Below are 15627 nucleotides of genomic sequence, written 5' to 3'. Positions count from 1 at the left end.
TACAGGAGATGGCGCAGTCGTGAGCTGACCGCCACTCTCGCCAGTCAAAGAGACTGGCCGCCTGAGATGACGCCCGCCGCCCTCGGGGCCGGCGGGCGTTGTTGTTTGCAGTGCTGAAGATGTTTGCACAGGGCGAGGATTCGAGCGGCCGGTCGGGTGTGAAGTCGTGATCAACGAAGGATGGATCGGTCATCAGGTCGCAGTGTCAGCAATGCCTGGCTCTCCGGGCCACGCTCGATGGCTTCTGCGGCGTTTGGCGAGAGGCCGATCAAGATACTGCTAATGCTTTACAGCCGCTGGCCTCGGCTCCATGCTTCCGAGAGTCAGAGGGTGGGGGACCAGGGAGCGTCCTGCTGCCAGCCACGGCGACCGCGCGGAGGACACCATGGAAGCGGAACTGTTGGAAATCAGCCAGCATATGGGGCGCTTTGCGCCCTTTGACGGGCTGTCGGAGGAGTTGCTGGACGAGGTCGCCGGACAGGTGCAGGTCAGCTACTTCAAGGCCGGCTCGTCCATTCTCGAGCTTGATGCTGTGCATCAGGAGTTCTGCTACATCCGCAGCGGCGCGGTGGAGGTCACCCGGCGCAACGGAGAGCTCTACAACCTGCTGGGGGAGGGCGACATCTTTGGCCACTTCAGCCTGCTGCGCCACAGTCGCGTGCGCTTCCCGGCCAAGGCGCTGGAAGACAGCCTGATCTACTTCATCCCCGAGGCGATGTTTCACCAGCTGTGCGAAGCCGATGAGCAGTTCGCCGAGTTCGTCGAGGTGGATCGCCCCCGGCTCGAGACGGCGGTGGAAAGTCAGCGCAAGAACAACGACATGATGGTGACGCGGATCCGCAAGCTGCTGACCCGCTATCCCGTCATGGTCGAGGCTCGGGCCACGGTGCAGGAGGCGGCGCGCCAGATCAGCGAGTCCCAGGCCTCGGCGGTGCTGGTGCTGGACAAGCCCGAGAACAACCCGCGCTACACCTTCAAGGATAGTGAAGGTGGCTACTGGCAGGTCACCGGGATCCTGACCGACAGCGACTTTCGCACCAAGGTCGTGGCCGAGGGACTGTCGCCGGATACTCCGGTGGGCGAGGTTGCCGGCCGCCGCCTGATCGCGGTGCAGTCCGATGAGTCGGTGCAGGAGGCGATGCTGTGCATGCTGCGCAACAACATCCACCACCTGCCGGTGATGCACCGCCGTTCGCCGGTGGGCATCGTGCACCTCTCCGACATCATTCGCTACGAGACCCAGAGCAGCCTTTACCTGGTCAGCAATATCTTCCATCAACCGTCGGTGGAGTGTCTGGCCAAGCTGGCGCCGGACGTCCAGGCCGCCTTTGTGCGCATGGTACACGACGGTGCCGACTCGCAGATGGTGGGCAAGGCGCTGTCGACCATCGGGCGCAGCTTCACCCGACGGCTTCTGGAGATGGCGGAAGAGGAGCTAGGACCGCCTCCGGTGCCGTACTGCTTCATGGCGCTGGGCTCGATGGCGCGTAACGAGCAGAGCATCGTCACCGACCAGGACAATGCTCTGGTACTGTCCGATGACTTCGATCCAGCATTGCACGACGAGTACTTCGCGACCATGGCCAAGCGGGTCAGTGATGGCCTGGCCGCCTGCGGTTATACCTACTGCAAGGGGGACGTGATGGCCACCAATCCGAAGTGGCGCCAGCCGCTGTCGGTGTGGAAGGGCTACTTCACCGAATGGATCGAGCGGCCGTCACCGGAAGGGCTGCTGCACAGCTCGATCTTCTTCGATCTGGACACGGTCCACGGTGACAATCCGCTGGTGGAGGAGTTGCAGGACCTGGTCGCCACCAAGGCGTCGAAGCACAAGCGCTTTCTTGCCGCCATGGCGCGTAATGCGCTGAATCGGACGCCGCCGCTGGGTATCTTCCGCACCTTCGTGATGGAGAAGGACGGCAAGCACAACAACTCGATCAATCTGAAGCGTCGCGGCACGGCGCCGATGGTGGACCTGATCCGTATCCATGCCCTGGCCTGCGGTTCCCGCGCCCAGAACAGCTTTGACCGCCTGGACGATATCGATCGCACCCAGTTGCTGGCGCCCGGGGTCAGTGACAAGCTGCGCTACGCGCTCGAGTTTCTGTCCATGTCGCGGATTCGTCACCAGGTCATCGATCTGGAGCACGAGCACGAGCCCGACAACAATATCGAGCCGGAAAACGTCTCCAGCGAGGAGCGACACAATCTCAAGGATGCCTTCCAGGCGCTCAGCAACGCCCAGAAGTTCCTCAAGTTCCGTTATCCCCTTACCAGCAGGTAGCCGCCATGCCGTTGCTTCGCCCCAAGACTCGCTCGGCGCCGGATTGGCACGACTACCTGGTCGCCCGACGTCAGAAGAGCCGCCAGCAGGCGCTGGTGGACTTCTTCGCCGGGGCCGACCTGTCGCCGATCCTGCCGATTCAGGAGGCGCCGCTGATGGCACTGGACCTGGAGACCACCGGGCTCGATCCCAGGCGTGACGAGATCGTCTCGATTGGCCTGGTGCCCTTTTCGCTGTCGCGTATTCGGCTCGCCGAGCGGCGCTACTGGGTGGTGCGTCCCCATCGCACCCTGAACGCCGAGTCGGTGACCTTTCATCACATCACCCACGCCGATATCCAGGGGGCTCCGCGGATCGAGGAGGTGCTCGCCGATGTCTTCCGCGCCATGGCCGGCCACCTGCTGGTGGTGCACTTTCGCCATATCGAGAGGTCCTTTCTGGACGCCGCGGTACGCGCGGCCTGGAAGGAGTCGCTGAGCTTCCCGGTGATCGACACCATGTCGCTGGAGGCGCGCATCCACCGTCAGTCGACCATGGCGCGCTTTCGTCGCTGGATGGGCCGACCACCCAGGTCGATCCGCCTGCACGACAGTCGGCTGCGCTACGGGCTACCGCATTATCATGGCCACCACGCCCTGACCGACGCCATCGCCACGGCAGAACTGCTGCAGGCGCAGGTAGCCGGCAACTACGCCCCGGAGACGCCCATCGGCATGCTGTGGAGCTGAATGGGGGAGTTGAGCTGCCCGTCGATGCGTCAGCCATCTCGCCAAAAGAAAAGCGGCAGCCCGAGGGCTGCCGCTTTTTTCATGCACTTGCTGTCTGCGTAAGGCTGGCCTAGACCGCCTTGGGCTCGCTCATCAGGCCCTTGATGATGGCGTAGCAGGCCACCAGCAGCACCAGGGTGAACGGCAGCCCGGTCGAGACCGCCGCCGCCTGCAGGGCGGTAAGACCGCCGCCCAGCAGCAGAGCGATGGCGATGGCGCCTTCGATGATGGCCCAGAACACGCGCTGCGGCTTGGGTGCGTCGACCTTGCCGCCGGCGGTGATCGAGTCGATGACCAGCGAACCGGAGTCCGAAGAGGTCACGAAGAACACGATGACCAGCACGATGCCGATGAAGGAAGTGATCGAGGCCAGCGGCAGCTCGCCGAGCATGGCGAACAGCTTGAGCTCGAGGGCGGCGTCCTGGACGCCCTGGAAACCATCGGTGATGTACTGCTCGATGGCGGTACCGCCGAAGGAGGTCATCCACAGCACCGATACCAGGGTCGGGACCAGCAGCACGGCGGTGAGGAACTCACGCACGGTGCGGCCACGGCTGACCCGAGCGATGAACATGCCGACGAACGGAGACCAGGAGATCCACCAGGCCCAGTAGAAGGCGGTCCAGCCCTGAACGAAGTTGGCGTCCTCGCGACCGAAGGGGTTGGACAGCGCCGGCAGCTCGGCCAGGTAGTGACCCAGGTTGGTGAAGAAGCCGGTGGCGATGGCCAGGGTCGGGCCCACCAGGATCACGAACGCCAGCAGCAGGAAGGCCAGCACCATGTTCACCTGGGACAGGCGCTGCACACCCTTCTCGACGCCAAGCATGATGGAACACAGCGCAACGCCGGTGATGCCGGCGATCAGCAGCACCATGGTGGTGTCGGTATTCGGCGTACCGAACAGCTCGTTCAGGCCGGCGGCAGCCTGAGAGGCACCAAGCCCCAGCGAGGTGGCCAGACCGAACAGGGTGGCAAAGACCGCCAGGATGTCGATCAGGTGGCCCGGCCAGCCCCATACGCGCTCGCCCAGGATCGGGTAGAACACCGAGCGCATGGTCAGCGGCAGACCCTTGTTGAAGGCGAAGATGGCCAGTGACAGGCCGACGATGGCGTAGGCCGCCCAGGGGTGCAGACCCCAGTGGAAGATGGTTGCCGCCATGCCGAGATCGACCGCGGCCTGTTCGTCACCGGCGGCGGCGCCCAGCGGAGCCCAGTCGGTACGTATGCCGTTTTCGCCGACCGAAGTGCCCCCGAGCGCGGTGGAGAAATGGGTCATCGGCTCGGACACGCCATAGAACATCAGACCGATGCCCATGCCGGCGGCGAACAGCATGGCGAACCAGCCCATGTAGCTGTAGTCGGGCGTGGCCTCGGCACCACCGATGCGGACCTTGCCAAGCGGGGTGAAGATCAGTCCCAGTGCCAGCAGCACGAATACGTTGCCGCCGAGCAGAAAGACCCAGGACAGGTTGCTGGTCAGCCAGCCACGGATGCCATTGAAGAACGGCTCGGCGCCGCCCTGAAAGGCCAGGGTCAGGATCACGAAGACCAGGATCAGCAGCGATGAGACGGTGAACACCTTGCCGTGCAGGTCCACGTCCACGCCGAAGGACTTGGTGACGATATTGTCCTGACCGATAACGTAGTCCGTATCGATCAGGTTGGCTGGCCCCTCCGGGGCCGGTACTCCTTCACTACCGGTATCGGCAGATGAAGGCTTGTGGTTGGGGTCTTTTTCCACGTGCGATCTCCCTTGCGTTGAAAAATGGTAACTGTGGCGTCACGCCATCGACTCGGAGCGGGGTCGCGGCTGGCTTGCCTGTCATCGACACCGTACGGTCCAGCCTGCCTGAAGTGTGGCCTGCCTGAGCCAGCTTGCCAGTTGTGCCGTCAACGGCATCTGTTCGAAGGCCGCCCGGGCACGCCTGGGTCAGCTTGCCACGATCGTCCGAGACCCAAGGTTCTGCCGGCGACCGCTTGCACCGCGTGGGCGACGCAGGTGCTGGCCGCAACGACAGCAGGGGCGCCCCGGGGCACCCCTGACCATTGCCACAGCATCATGACGGTGGCGTGGCATCTATCGGACTCAGGCCTCGCCGAGCCACTCCTTGACCACGTCCTGGTTGTCCTCGACCCACTTCTGGGCGTTTTCGTAGGGATCGGTGTCGTCTTCCTGATTCATCAGCATGACTTCACCCATCATTTCCGTGGTCCACTCGAAGTTCTCGAGGATGGCGTAGGCCTCCGGCATGTCCTCTTCGAGGCCCTGACGGACGATGGTGTGGATCTGTTCGGCACCACCGTAGACGCCCTGGGGGTCCTCGAGGTACTTGAGGTCCCAGCGGGCGAACATCCAGTGCGGGGTCCAGGTGGTGACCACGATCGGCTCGCCACGGTCGATGGCGCTGCCCAGTGCGGCGGTCATGGTAGCGCCGCTGCCGGTGCGCAGGTCCAGGTCGAGCTCGTAGGCGTCGACCACTTCCTCGGTCAGACGCATCAGGCCGGCGCCGGGATCGATACCGATGATCTCGCCATTGAACTGGTCGGCGTGTTCATTGAGCTCATCAATCGAGTTGACCTCGGAATCTGCCGGAACCGCAAGGCCCAGCTTGGTGCCGTCGAGGTTGACGCCGGCATCGACCAGCTGGTCCTGGAGGCGCGCGTAGTAGTCCTCGTGGGTGGTCGGCAGCCAGCCGGCGAGCAGAGCGTCGGCGTCGCCGCTGGCGACGGACTGCCACATGGCCGCGGCAGACAGTGCGGAGGTCTCGACCTCGTAGCCGGCCTGTTCGAGCACAGCACGAACCACGTTGGTCGACGCCACGGTGGACGACCACTCGACGTAGGCCAGGTGCACGGAACCCTTGTCCTGGGCGTGAACACTGGTGGCGGCGGCGCTGATGGCCAGGGCCAGACCGAGAGAACGAGTTGCCTTGGGTGACATGGTGCGACTCTCCTTGCGATAAGAGGTATTAGCGTGAAGCAGGCGACAGTGTCTTGCAAATGCCGCCCCGCAGGCTCCCCCGGCCGAGGGAGCCCGCGTCGAGCGTTTACTGCTTGCGCTCCTTGCGCAGAGACTGGGTCAGGCGATCCAGCAGCATCGCCAGGATGACCACCGCGATGCCGGCCTCGAAGCCATCGCCCGGACGCAGTCGCTGGATGGCTCGCCAGACCTCGCTGCCCAGGCCATCGGCGCCGATCATGGCGGCGATCACCACCATCGACAGGGCCAGCATGATGGTCTGGTTGATGCCGGCCATTACCGTGGGCAGCGACAGCGGCAGCTGCACCTTGACTAGCTTCTGGCCGCGGGTGGCGCCGTAGGCGTCGGCGGCCTCGATCAGCTCCACCGGTACCTGACGGATGCCCAGGGTGGTGAAGCGAATGGCCGGCGGCATGGAGAAGATCACGGTGGCAAAGATCGCCGACACCGAGCCGATACCGAAGAACGGGATCGCCGGGATCAGGTAGACGAAGGCCGGCATGGTCTGCATGAAGTCCAGCACCGGCATGATCAGGCGGTAGAGTCGATCGGACAGCGCCGCGGCGATACCCACCGGCAAGGCGATGACCACCGCCACCAGGGTGGCGATGACGACCAGGGTCAGGGTCTCGATCATCGGGTCCCACAGATCGAGGTTCCAGATCAGGCCAAGGCCCAAGACCGCGCCGATGGCGAGCCTGGGGCTTGCCATCTTCCAGCACAGGCCGGCGATGATCAGCAGCAGGGCCCAGTCGGGCAGCCACATCAGGGCGTCATTGAGACCGTCGATACCGGTCTGGGTAATCCGCGAGATGCCGCGGGTGACGGCAGAGTATTCGGTGGTCAGCCAGCTCAGGCCGGTTTCGATCCAGTCACCGAGGGGAATGCGAGGAATCTCGATCGCCATTAGTGGTCTCCTGCCTGTGCCAGTTCATCCAGTACCGCGCCCTTGACCACCACGCCCAGCAGGCGTCGCTCGTCGTCGATGACGGCGATGGGGAAGCTCTTTTCGTTGAACAGCGCGAACAGATTGTGCAGCGGCTCGTCGGGCCCCACGGTGCGGAAGTCCTGGGTCATCACGCTATCCAGTCGATCCTGTCCGCTCTGGATGGCGCTGTTGGCGGCGTCGGCTTCGACCAGTCCCTTGAGCTTGCGATCGCGGCTGGTGACATAGATCGAGTCCATGGCGTTTTCTTTCATCTTGCGCAGTGCGGTACGCGGGCCGTCGTCCTCGCGGGCGGTCGCGCGCACCGGGCGCATGGCGCTCTCGGCGGTCAGCACCCGGGACATGTCGACGCCCTCGATGAAGCGCTCGACGTAGTCGTCGGCCGGCTTGGTCAGGATCTCCTCCGGCGTGCCGATCTGCACCACCTCACCGTCCTTGAGCAGGACGATGCGGTCACCGATGTTCAGCGCTTCGTCCAGGTCGTGGGTGATGAACACCGTGGTCTTCTTCATGCGGTGCTGGAGTTCCAGCAACTCCTGCTGCATATCCTTGCGGATCAGCGGGTCGAGCGCCGAGAAGGCCTCGTCCATCAGCAGCACGGTGGAGTCATTGGCCAGCGCCCGGGCCAGGCCGACACGCTGCTGCATGCCGCCGGACAGCTGATTGGGGTAGGCGTCTTCCCATCCGTTAAGCCCGACCTGGGTCAGGGCGTCACGGGCGGTCTTGGCGCGGGTGTCGGCGTCGATGCCGCGAATCTCCAGCCCGAATTCCGCGTTCTGCTGCACGGTACGGTGGGGGAACAGGGCAAAGTTCTGGAAGACCATCGAGAAGTGACGGCGGCGGCACTCCAGCAGTGCCTTGTCGGAGAGCTGCGGAATGTCCTCGCCGTCGATGATGATCTCGCCTTCGGTGGGCTCGATCAGCCGGTTGAGGCAGCGGATCAGGGTCGACTTGCCCGAGCCTGAGAGGCCCATGATCACCAGCAGTTCGCCTTCATGGACATCGAAGTCGATGTTCGACAGGCCCAGGGTCTGGCCGGTCTTGTCCAGGATTTCAGGACGCTTGAGCCCTTCATCGCGTAGCTTGAGTGCCTTCTTCGGCTGGTCGCCGAAGACCTTGCTCAGCCCGCGAACCTTGATCTTGACGGATCGGTTCTCGCTCATGGGTAGGGGTGCCTTGTTGGGTTGCGTAAACACGTCCAGCCGGTCGAACGATGAAGGTCGACGTCACGTGCATCCTGGCGTCGGCGTTCATCGTCCAGCGCTGGCGCGGCTGCGTCAGGGGCGGCACTCCTTGCCGCATCCCCACGGCTGAACAGCATGCCAGCTTTCACCGTTGAGGCGCAGAAAGGTGCAATACCCTAAAGGTCTTTGAAAGATCATTCAAATTCAGCATGGGCGCACGTTGACTGAATCGAGAAAGCCCCGATGGGTGCGGTATTGGGTAGAAGTGGGGGAGAAGCCCATGCCGGAACGGCATGGGCAAGGGGAGCTATTTCCCTGTCGCGCTTCCTGTCGCGGTCAGTATCGGCGCCGCTCAGCGTACCCGCGTCAGCCGGATCAGACGACCGGGATCGCTGTCGGTCAGCAGGTAGATGGCGCCGTCGGGGCCGAGTCGCACGTCGCGGATGCGGCCGACCTCGCCATCCAGCACCACCTCGCGCTCGATGATGCTGTCGCCCTCGAGGCGCAGGCGCAGCAGTCGCTCGCCGCGAAGCCCGCCCGCCAGCAGATCGCCCTGCCAGGCGGGAAATTCTTCACCGCTGACCACGGCGAGCCCGGACGGCGCAAAGCGTCCTTCGAACACATGCGCCGGATCGCGCATGCCCGGGGCACTGTCGACGCCCAGCGGCAGGTTGGTGGCGTAGTCGCGTCCGCGGGTCACCTCGGGCCAGCCGTAGTTCTCGCCGGGCAGAATACGATTGAGTTCGTCGCCGGTGCGCGGGCCATGCTCGGTCGACCACAGGGTGCCGTCGGCAGCCTGGGCAAGGCCCTGAGGGTTGCGGTGGCCGATCGAGTAGACCTCGGGGGCCGCGTCATCGTCGAAGCCCGGATTGTCCGGCGCGGGATCGCCGTCTGCGGTCAGCCTGAGCAGGCTGCCGGCGTGGTCTGCCGGGTCCTGGGCGCGGCTCTTGCTGACGCCGCGATCGCCGATGGTCAGCCACAGCAGGCCCTGGTCGTCGAACAGCAGGCGGCCACCGTAATGGCGGCCTGGCGTGGAAAAGCGATTCTGCACAAAAATTGGCGTTATCGCGCCCAGGGCGTCGTCCTCGAACCTGACCCGTGATACCGCCGTGGCGTCGTCCGAGTCGCCGTCCTTGCCGGGCTGCGCCCAGCTGAAGTAGAGCCAGTCGTGGGTGCCATCGCCGAATTGCGGATGCAGCGCCAGGTCAAAGAGCCCACCCTGGCCGCGGTGTGAGACCTGGGGCAGGCCGTCGAGTCTCTGGACATCACCGTCATCCACCAGCGCCAGGGTCCCGGGCTGCTCGGCGACCAGCATGCGCCCATCGGGCAGAAAGGCCAGCGACCAGGGGGTGTCCAGCTCATCGGTGATCAGCTCGAGCGCGACCGGGTGATGAAGCCCCGGCACCTGCTCGGGCAACGACGCCGCCTGGGCGCCTGCAGGCAATGACAATGTCAGCAGGGCGAGGGTGAGGCTTCGCAACATGGAGACTCCGCACGGCAAGTATGGGTTTCCGGTGGCGGACCGCTTCCCAGTCCCGGGCACGCCGAGCGGCGATGGCGTGCCAGGTCGACGGAGACGCTTTTCCTGCCAAGGTCAACAAGCGTTACAGCAGCAGCGCCAGCAGCACCGGTAGATAGATCAAGGATAGCAGTGTGGAACAGAACACCAGGCTCGCCACATAGGCGGGCTCGCGCTGGGACTTCTGGGCAAACAGATAGTTGAACACCGCCACCGGCATGCTCATCTGCAGCACCAGGATCGCCAGTGCCATGGGGGGCAGGTCAAGCCAGATGCCTATGCCCCAGGCCACGCCCGCCGCCAGGGGGATGCGCAAGAGGCTGAACCAGACGCCCGAGCGCAGGCTTCTGACCTGGATGCTGGCCAGCGACACCCCCAGGGTGATCAGCATCAGCGGCACGGTGAAGCCTGAAATCAGATCGACGCTGTTCTGCAGCCACAGCGGCAGTTCGGTGTCGGTGAACAACAGCGCGATGGAGATCAGGATGGCGTAGACCGTGGGCGTCTTGACCAGCGACTTCAGCGGATTGCCGCGACTGGCCAGCATGGTGCCCAGGGTGAACTGGAACAGCGACACCGTCACCATCACCGTGATGCCGAAGGCGAAACCTGCCTCGCCGAAGGCGTAGAGGATCACCGGTAGCCCCATGTTGCCGGTGTTGGGGTACATGGTGGGAGCCAGCAGTACCCGCCAGTCCTTGCGCAGCACCAGCGCCAGCACGAAGGCCAGCGCGGCCATGGCGCACAGCACCAGGGCGGCTGCCAGCATGGTGCGACCGAAGCTCGAGGCGTCGATCTCGGCGCCCGCCAGCGAGGCGATCACCAACGCAGGCGTACCGATGTTGAACACCAGTTTGGTGACGAAGGCCACTGGATAGTCGAAACCGCGGCGGATCCAGAAGAATCCGAGACCGGCGCCGGTGATCACCGGCGCCATCACGGCGAAGAGTTGGGCAAACATGCGAGGATCTATCTCCTTATCGGTCGACACCCGGGGCCTTGGCACCCTGTCGGTCTGGAGTACGCTGCCGGCCAGTGACGCCGACAGCAGGCGCGGCTTGCCGGGCCTGTCGAGAGCGAGCGGCCTGGTGCTCCAGCGACATCGTCAAGCGCTCTATCAGACCCGCCATCAGCCGGTACTCGGCGCTGTCATTCGTCTGCTGTTCAAGCGTCTGCAGCAGCCGGTTGCCGTATTCACGAGCTCTATCTGGTGCGTGGCCTCTGGCGCTGGCGCCGTAGTCGTCGGCGAGGGCGGCGGCAAGGTCGTCAAGGGCGAGGTCGAGCGCGTCACTGCGCCCGCCCAGGCGCCGCCGCAGATTGAGGCTGGCGTAGCCAAGGTCCAGCCCCACCAGGCCCAGCGAAAATAGATAGCGGCGTTCTTCCGGGAGACTGTCGTCGTGCTGGGCGAGCCTGAGTAGGCGGTCCGCCATGGTACCACCGAAGCGTGACTCGGCTTCATGGAAGCTACGCCGGTGAAGCCCGTGGAGGTCGTTCACCGTGGCGCTGACCAGCCGGTGCTTGCGAATGGTGGTGGGGAGTCCTGGCGCCAGGCGAAAGGCCATCACCACGGTGGAGAGCCCGAGCAGCAGGGCGATAGCGCGGCCGAGAAAGCCATCGATGGAAAAGTCCATGCCGTTGCCGGGCATGGTCAGCAGGATGTTGCCGATGGTGAAGGCCAGGCAATAGCCCATCAAGCGGGGGTTGGCGGCGCCCAGCAGACCCAGGAACAAGGGTGGCATGAACACCAGCGCGAGGGTGACGAAGTCGTTGGCCTGGGCCAGCAGTACATGGCCGAACAGCAAGGCGCTGGGCACCGCCGCCAGCATCCCCTTGAGGAAGGTGGTGGCGACCGCTGCCGGATTGTCGCGGGTCGCGAAGAAGGCCGAGAACAGGGTGCCGACCAGCATCGCGATCTGACCATTGTCCCAGGCGGTGTAGCGCCAGACGATGGCCAGCAGGGCGAACACCAGTCCGGCTCGCAGTCCGTTGAGGGCGGCTTCCAGATGATCCCGGTGAAAGGCCAGCGCCGGCGCCTTGAGGCGGCGTTTGCCGGGGGTGTGGATCGCCTCCCGCGCATCGAGGATGACCAGGGCGTGGCCGAGGGCCTCGCGCAGGCCGAGATGGATGCGCCGTTGCAGCAGCGCCTCTGGTGACTCGGTAGTGCGTGTCGTAGCGGGGTCGCTGGTGATGGGCCCACTGGGACTGTGCCCGCACCGGGCTGTGGTTTGGCCTGGGGTCTGGTCCGAGGCCTGGTCTGGGGCCTGGTCTGGGGCAGGGGCTATGCCCTCGTCCGAGTCGGCGGCCATGCACTGAAGGGCCCGATGCCTGAGCGCCTGCAGCCGCTGGCGGGCCTGGGCCACGCCGCTGCCCTCGGCGCTGTGGCGCAGGTCATTGGCCATGTCCTCGATCAGGCGTTTGGTGGGCGTTGGCAGCTCGCCGCCGTGGGAGCGCAGCAGTTGCTGCAGCGCGTGGAGGATCGCCAGCAGGCGGGCGGTGCGCACCGTCAGCACATGGCTGGCGCGTAGCCGGCCGATGCCTTCCGGGCCTTCGTAGCGTGCCGCCTGACTGTCGGTTTCCAGCTGGGTCAGGGGTTGCAGACTGGCGGTCAGGGTGGCTTGCAGGGCAGCGATATCGGCGCTGTTGTCCAGGCGCAGGGCGCCGTGCAGGAAGGCCTGATTGACCACCTGATCGGCCAGGCCGGCGAGATGATCACGGACCTGAATCGGCCACAGCAAGGCGCTGACCAGGGTGGCGCAGATGGCCCCCAGCGCCAGCTCCGACAGGCGCGCCACGGCCACCGCGAACAGACCCGTGGGGGCGCTGGCGGTGATGACCACGATCAGCATGGCGGTGACGGCCGCCATGATGCAGCCGAAGGAGGCGTTGTTGCGGGTCACCGAGGCGGCGTAGGCGCACAGGATGATCCAGGCGGTCAGACAGATCAGTGCAGGTGTCGGCGACTGCACGAACAGCGACATGATGGCGATGCCGGCGAGGCAGCCGACGACGGTGCCGGTGATCTGGCTGATGCCTTTCTCCAGCACCATGCCGCTCATCGGGCGAATCTGCAGAAAGGCGGCGGAAATCAGCGCCCAGTAGGGACGATCGAGGTCGCACCATAGGGCAATGTACAGCGCCAGACCCATGGCCAGGGTGGCCTTGATGGCGAACTTGACCGCACTGGCCGGCGGCGTCAGGTAGGCCTGCCACCATACCGAAAAAGGCATTAGCGAGGCTCGGGCCGGACCCGCACCGTGGCGGTCATGCCGGCGCTCAGGTCGAGGTTCGTCGGCACCTCGTCGAGGGCGATGCGTACCGGGATGCGCTGGGCCAGGCGCACCCAGCTGAAGGTGGGCTCGACCTGGGGCAGCAGCTGGTCGTTGGGGGTGGCGTTGTCATTGGCGATGGCTCGTCCGATGCTGTCGACGTGGCCATCCAGCTCGAGGTTGCCGCTCATCAGAATGACCTTGGCTGGATCACCCACGGCCAGGGCTGGGCGCTTGGTCTCCTCGAAGTAGGCGGTGACGTAGTAGGAATCTTCCACCACCAGCGCCATGACCGAGGTGCCCCGATTGACGTAGTTGCCCTGAGTGAGCTTGAGGTTGATCAGGTGTCCCGAGGCCGGGGCGGTGACCTCGGTGCGCTCCAGGTCCAGGCGGGCGCTGGTCAGGTCACTGCGGGCCTGGTCGAGGGCGGCGGCGGCGACATCGCGGTCACGATTGGCGCTTTCGCGATTCTCGGCGCTGATCGCCTGGCGGCTGAGTTGCTCTCGCCGCGACGCCTCGTGTTCCTTCAGTGCAAGCTCGGCCTCACGCTGGGCGACGATGGCAGAGGCCTTGGCCAGGGCGGCCTGGTAGCGAGCATCGTCGATACGAAACAGCACCTGGCCTTTTTCCACGTGGTCGTTGTCGTCGACCGCAAGGGCGATCACCCGGCCCGACACGTCGGGTGCCACGGTGATGATGTCGGCGCCGACTCGGGCGTCACGGGTCCAGGGGCTGTACAGATAGTAGCGCCATAGCCACAGTCCGGCAGCCACGGCGGCGGCGACCGCCGCCAGGGTGATCAGCACGCGCAGGGTCTTGCGCATTCAGGCGCCTCCGCTGGCAAGCGCACCCCACCAGGCGACCCCGGCGGTGCACAGAACGAAAAGAGAGGTGTCCAGCCACGCCTCGTACCACAGCCGAGAGGTGCCGCATAGGCGGTGCAGGGCGAAGCGTAGTACTGCGGCGAGCAGCAGTCCGATCAGGGCGTAGACCAGCAGTGGGCTGAAATAGATACCGCCAAGCGCGACTTCCTTGAGCGCCATGCTGGGCCTCCCCGGGATTCAACCGTGCGGTTGTGAATCGTGTAGCCGAGACCAAGCGTAGCAAACATGCAAGCAGGGCGGGAGGGGCTCACCCCGCCTGACGGCGGTGCAGGGCGGTGGTCTCCAGGGCTCGCCAGGCGTCCGGTACGGCGTCGCGCAGATGGTCGAGCAGGGCGCTGACCTTGCGCGGCTGATGGCCGAAACCGTAAAGCAGGGTCACCGGCAGCGGTGCCAGCGACCAGTCTTCCAGGCAGCGCACCAGTTCGCCGGGGTGATGGCGTTCGCGGGCTTCGGTGGTCCACACCGGCAGGATGCCGAGCCCGCGTCCCCGGGCGATGGCGTCGATATGCAGCATCGACTGGTCGACGCGAAAGCGTGACGCCGGTGGCTGGAAGTGCACTGTGCCGCCGTGACGGTGGGACAGGGTGATGCCGCCCTGACTGTCGCCCATCAGGTCGATCCATGCGTGATGGCCAAGGGCGTCGGGTGCCTCCGGGGTACCGTGCTTCGCCAGATAGTCCGGATGAGCGTAGATGCCGCGCTCCAGCGCGCCGAGGCGCTCCTGGCGCAGGTTGCCCTCGTCGGTCTCGCCAAGCCATACGCAGATGCCCTGGAAGTCGGGATCCCGTGGCGCCGTTTCGCCGGTGCTCAGCGTCAGGCGTATCGCCGGATGACGTTCCAGAAAGGTCTCCATCACGCCGCCCAGCCAGCTTCGCGTCAGGGTGCGATGGGCTTCGACATGAAGCTCGCCGCTGACGTCCTCGCGCAGGCTGTCCAGGGTGCGCTGACCCTGTTCGGCGAGTTCCAGGATTTCCCGACTGATCACGTAGTAGCGCTGTCCGGCCTCGGTGGGCAGGAGCTGGTTGGCCTGACGCTTGAGCAGCGGCTGGCCCAGCCGCGACTCGAGCTGGCTGATTCGCCGGCTCAAGGTCGACTTCGCCAGACCCAGCTGGATGGCGCTCTGGGTCAGGCTTCCGGTCTCCATGACGCGGTTGAAGGCAAGCAGTTCGTCGAGATCTGGCATGGCATCACGCAAGCGGGAAGAGGGGCAACACGAACCGCCAGTATGCCACGGGATCGTGCGGATGAAAATCATTCTCCCTTGTGCTGACAGCCTCTACCGCATGCCAGCCGTGCACTTCCTGCGCGTGGAGCGACGCAAGCCGGGGGGCGAGCGAATCAGGCAGGCAAGACAGGCAAGACAGGTAGGCAAGACAGGTAGGCAAGACAGGTAGGCAAGACAGGTAGGCAAGACAGGTAGGCCAGACAGCCAGGCCAGACAGGCAAGCCAGCTTCGGGAGGGGGTTGCGAGAGTTGCAACGTCACGTTCACGAGCAATTGTGCAACTTTGATGGAAGAATCTAAATGATAAATATTCACATTCATTGTTGTGCGCAGGTCGTCTCGACCCAGGGCGGCGGTCCTGAAACGCCAGCCATTGCGCGTGCCACCGGGTGGCTTGCCACCCCTTTTCGGAGTCATGAAGAAGATGTTGCCTCAGCGCTTGTCAGCTCAACCTCTGCCGTCTCAAAACCTGTCTGCTCGTTGCCTGTCGCTTCACCCTCTGTCGCTTCACCCGCTATCGCTTCACATTCGCCGCCTGGCGGCGGGGCTGTCGGGGATCGCCCTGTGTGGCGC

General features: G+C 65.0%; 12 protein-coding genes. 2 read left to right on the top strand and 10 right to left on the bottom strand.

Translation table 11 applies throughout. The features are described 5' to 3' along the window. Nucleotides 1-385: 385 nt before the first annotated feature. Together NFI08_RS22830 and NFI08_RS22825 are read left to right on the top strand one after the other, a co-directional pair. A complete protein-coding gene (locus tag NFI08_RS22830) occupies nucleotides 386-2284 on the top strand; it encodes a DUF294 nucleotidyltransferase-like domain-containing protein (RefSeq protein ID WP_349591639.1) in 1899 nt (632 codons plus the stop codon). A gap of 5 nt (nucleotides 2285-2289) precedes the next feature. Next, nucleotides 2290-3012 (top strand): 3'-5' exonuclease, encoded by a 723-nt coding sequence (locus tag NFI08_RS22825; protein ID WP_253552983.1) that lies wholly within the window; start codon nucleotides 2290-2292, stop codon nucleotides 3010-3012. A 109-nt stretch (nucleotides 3013-3121) separates the two neighbouring features. On the opposite strand, the gene NFI08_RS22820 is transcribed toward NFI08_RS22825, so the two are convergent. From NFI08_RS22820 to NFI08_RS22775, 10 genes are all read right to left on the bottom strand, one after another. After that, nucleotides 3122-4792 carry a BCCT family transporter gene (locus NFI08_RS22820; protein WP_349591637.1) on the bottom strand — a complete coding sequence of 557 codons (1671 nt, stop codon included), beginning with the start codon at nucleotides 4790-4792 and terminating at the stop codon, nucleotides 3122-3124. A 345-nt stretch (nucleotides 4793-5137) separates the two neighbouring features. Next, nucleotides 5138-5992 carry a glycine betaine ABC transporter substrate-binding protein gene (locus tag NFI08_RS22815; RefSeq protein ID WP_045992018.1) on the bottom strand — a complete coding sequence of 285 codons (855 nt, stop codon included), beginning with the start codon at nucleotides 5990-5992 and terminating at the stop codon, nucleotides 5138-5140. Nucleotides 5993-6098: 106 nt separating this feature from the next. Next, a complete protein-coding gene (locus NFI08_RS22810) occupies nucleotides 6099-6932 on the bottom strand; it encodes an ABC transporter permease (protein WP_045992040.1) in 834 nt (277 codons plus the stop codon). Between the two features lie 5 nt (nucleotides 6933-6937). After that, nucleotides 6938-8140, bottom strand: a complete 1203-nt coding sequence (locus NFI08_RS22805; protein ID WP_045992017.1) for a quaternary amine ABC transporter ATP-binding protein — start codon at nucleotides 8138-8140, stop codon at nucleotides 6938-6940. 373 nt (nucleotides 8141-8513) lie between these two features. Further along, nucleotides 8514-9644, bottom strand: a complete 1131-nt coding sequence (locus NFI08_RS22800; protein WP_052704292.1) for a PQQ-dependent sugar dehydrogenase — start codon at nucleotides 9642-9644, stop codon at nucleotides 8514-8516. A gap of 121 nt (nucleotides 9645-9765) precedes the next feature. After that, nucleotides 9766-10641, bottom strand: coding sequence for an AEC family transporter (locus NFI08_RS22795; protein ID WP_045992015.1), 876 nt, complete (start codon nucleotides 10639-10641; stop codon nucleotides 9766-9768). A gap of 16 nt (nucleotides 10642-10657) precedes the next feature. Beyond that, entirely contained in the window at nucleotides 10658-12907 is a 2250-nt protein-coding gene (locus NFI08_RS22790) for an FUSC family protein (RefSeq protein ID WP_349591634.1), read from the bottom strand. After that, nucleotides 12907-13770 (bottom strand): efflux RND transporter periplasmic adaptor subunit, encoded by an 864-nt coding sequence (locus tag NFI08_RS22785; RefSeq protein ID WP_349591632.1) that lies wholly within the window; start codon nucleotides 13768-13770, stop codon nucleotides 12907-12909. Before NFI08_RS22785 ends, NFI08_RS22790 begins: the two co-directional genes overlap by 1 nt. Continuing rightward, nucleotides 13771-13989: a DUF1656 domain-containing protein gene (locus NFI08_RS22780; RefSeq protein WP_108132484.1), complete on the bottom strand. Its 219-nt coding sequence runs from the start codon at nucleotides 13987-13989 to the stop codon at nucleotides 13771-13773. Between the two features lie 88 nt (nucleotides 13990-14077). Further along, complete coding sequence (locus NFI08_RS22775; RefSeq protein ID WP_108448288.1) at nucleotides 14078-15013, bottom strand: LysR family transcriptional regulator; 936 nt, start codon at nucleotides 15011-15013, stop codon at nucleotides 14078-14080. Nucleotides 15014-15627: the final 614 nt, after the last annotated feature.

The organism is Halomonas sp. EF61 (genome assembly GCF_040147045.1).
Lineage (GTDB): Bacteria > Pseudomonadota > Gammaproteobacteria > Pseudomonadales > Halomonadaceae > Halomonas > Halomonas litopenaei.
This window is presented reverse-complemented; position numbering and strand designations above follow the sequence as displayed.

Bases quoted from the DNA above. Each gene is read 5' to 3' on its own strand.
- NFI08_RS22815 (WP_045992018.1), bottom strand. From the start codon at position 5,992: ATGTCACCCAAGGCAACTCGTTCTCTCGGTCTGGCCCTGGCCATCAGC.
- NFI08_RS22795 (WP_045992015.1), bottom strand. From the start codon at position 10,641: ATGTTTGCCCAACTCTTCGCCGTGATGGCGCCGGTGATCACCGGCGCC.
- NFI08_RS22785 (WP_349591632.1), bottom strand. From the start codon at position 13,770: ATGCGCAAGACCCTGCGCGTGCTGATCACCCTGGCGGCGGTCGCCGCC.
- NFI08_RS22805 (WP_045992017.1), bottom strand. From the start codon at position 8,140: ATGAGCGAGAACCGATCCGTCAAGATCAAGGTTCGCGGGCTGAGCAAG.
- NFI08_RS22825 (WP_253552983.1), top strand. From the start codon at position 2,290: ATGCCGTTGCTTCGCCCCAAGACTCGCTCGGCGCCGGATTGGCACGAC.
- NFI08_RS22790 (WP_349591634.1), bottom strand. From the start codon at position 12,907: ATGCCTTTTTCGGTATGGTGGCAGGCCTACCTGACGCCGCCGGCCAGT.
- NFI08_RS22830 (WP_349591639.1), top strand. From the start codon at position 386: ATGGAAGCGGAACTGTTGGAAATCAGCCAGCATATGGGGCGCTTTGCG.
- NFI08_RS22800 (WP_052704292.1), bottom strand. From the start codon at position 9,644: ATGTTGCGAAGCCTCACCCTCGCCCTGCTGACATTGTCATTGCCTGCA.
- NFI08_RS22780 (WP_108132484.1), bottom strand. From the start codon at position 13,989: ATGGCGCTCAAGGAAGTCGCGCTTGGCGGTATCTATTTCAGCCCACTG.
- NFI08_RS22775 (WP_108448288.1), bottom strand. From the start codon at position 15,013: ATGCCAGATCTCGACGAACTGCTTGCCTTCAACCGCGTCATGGAGACC.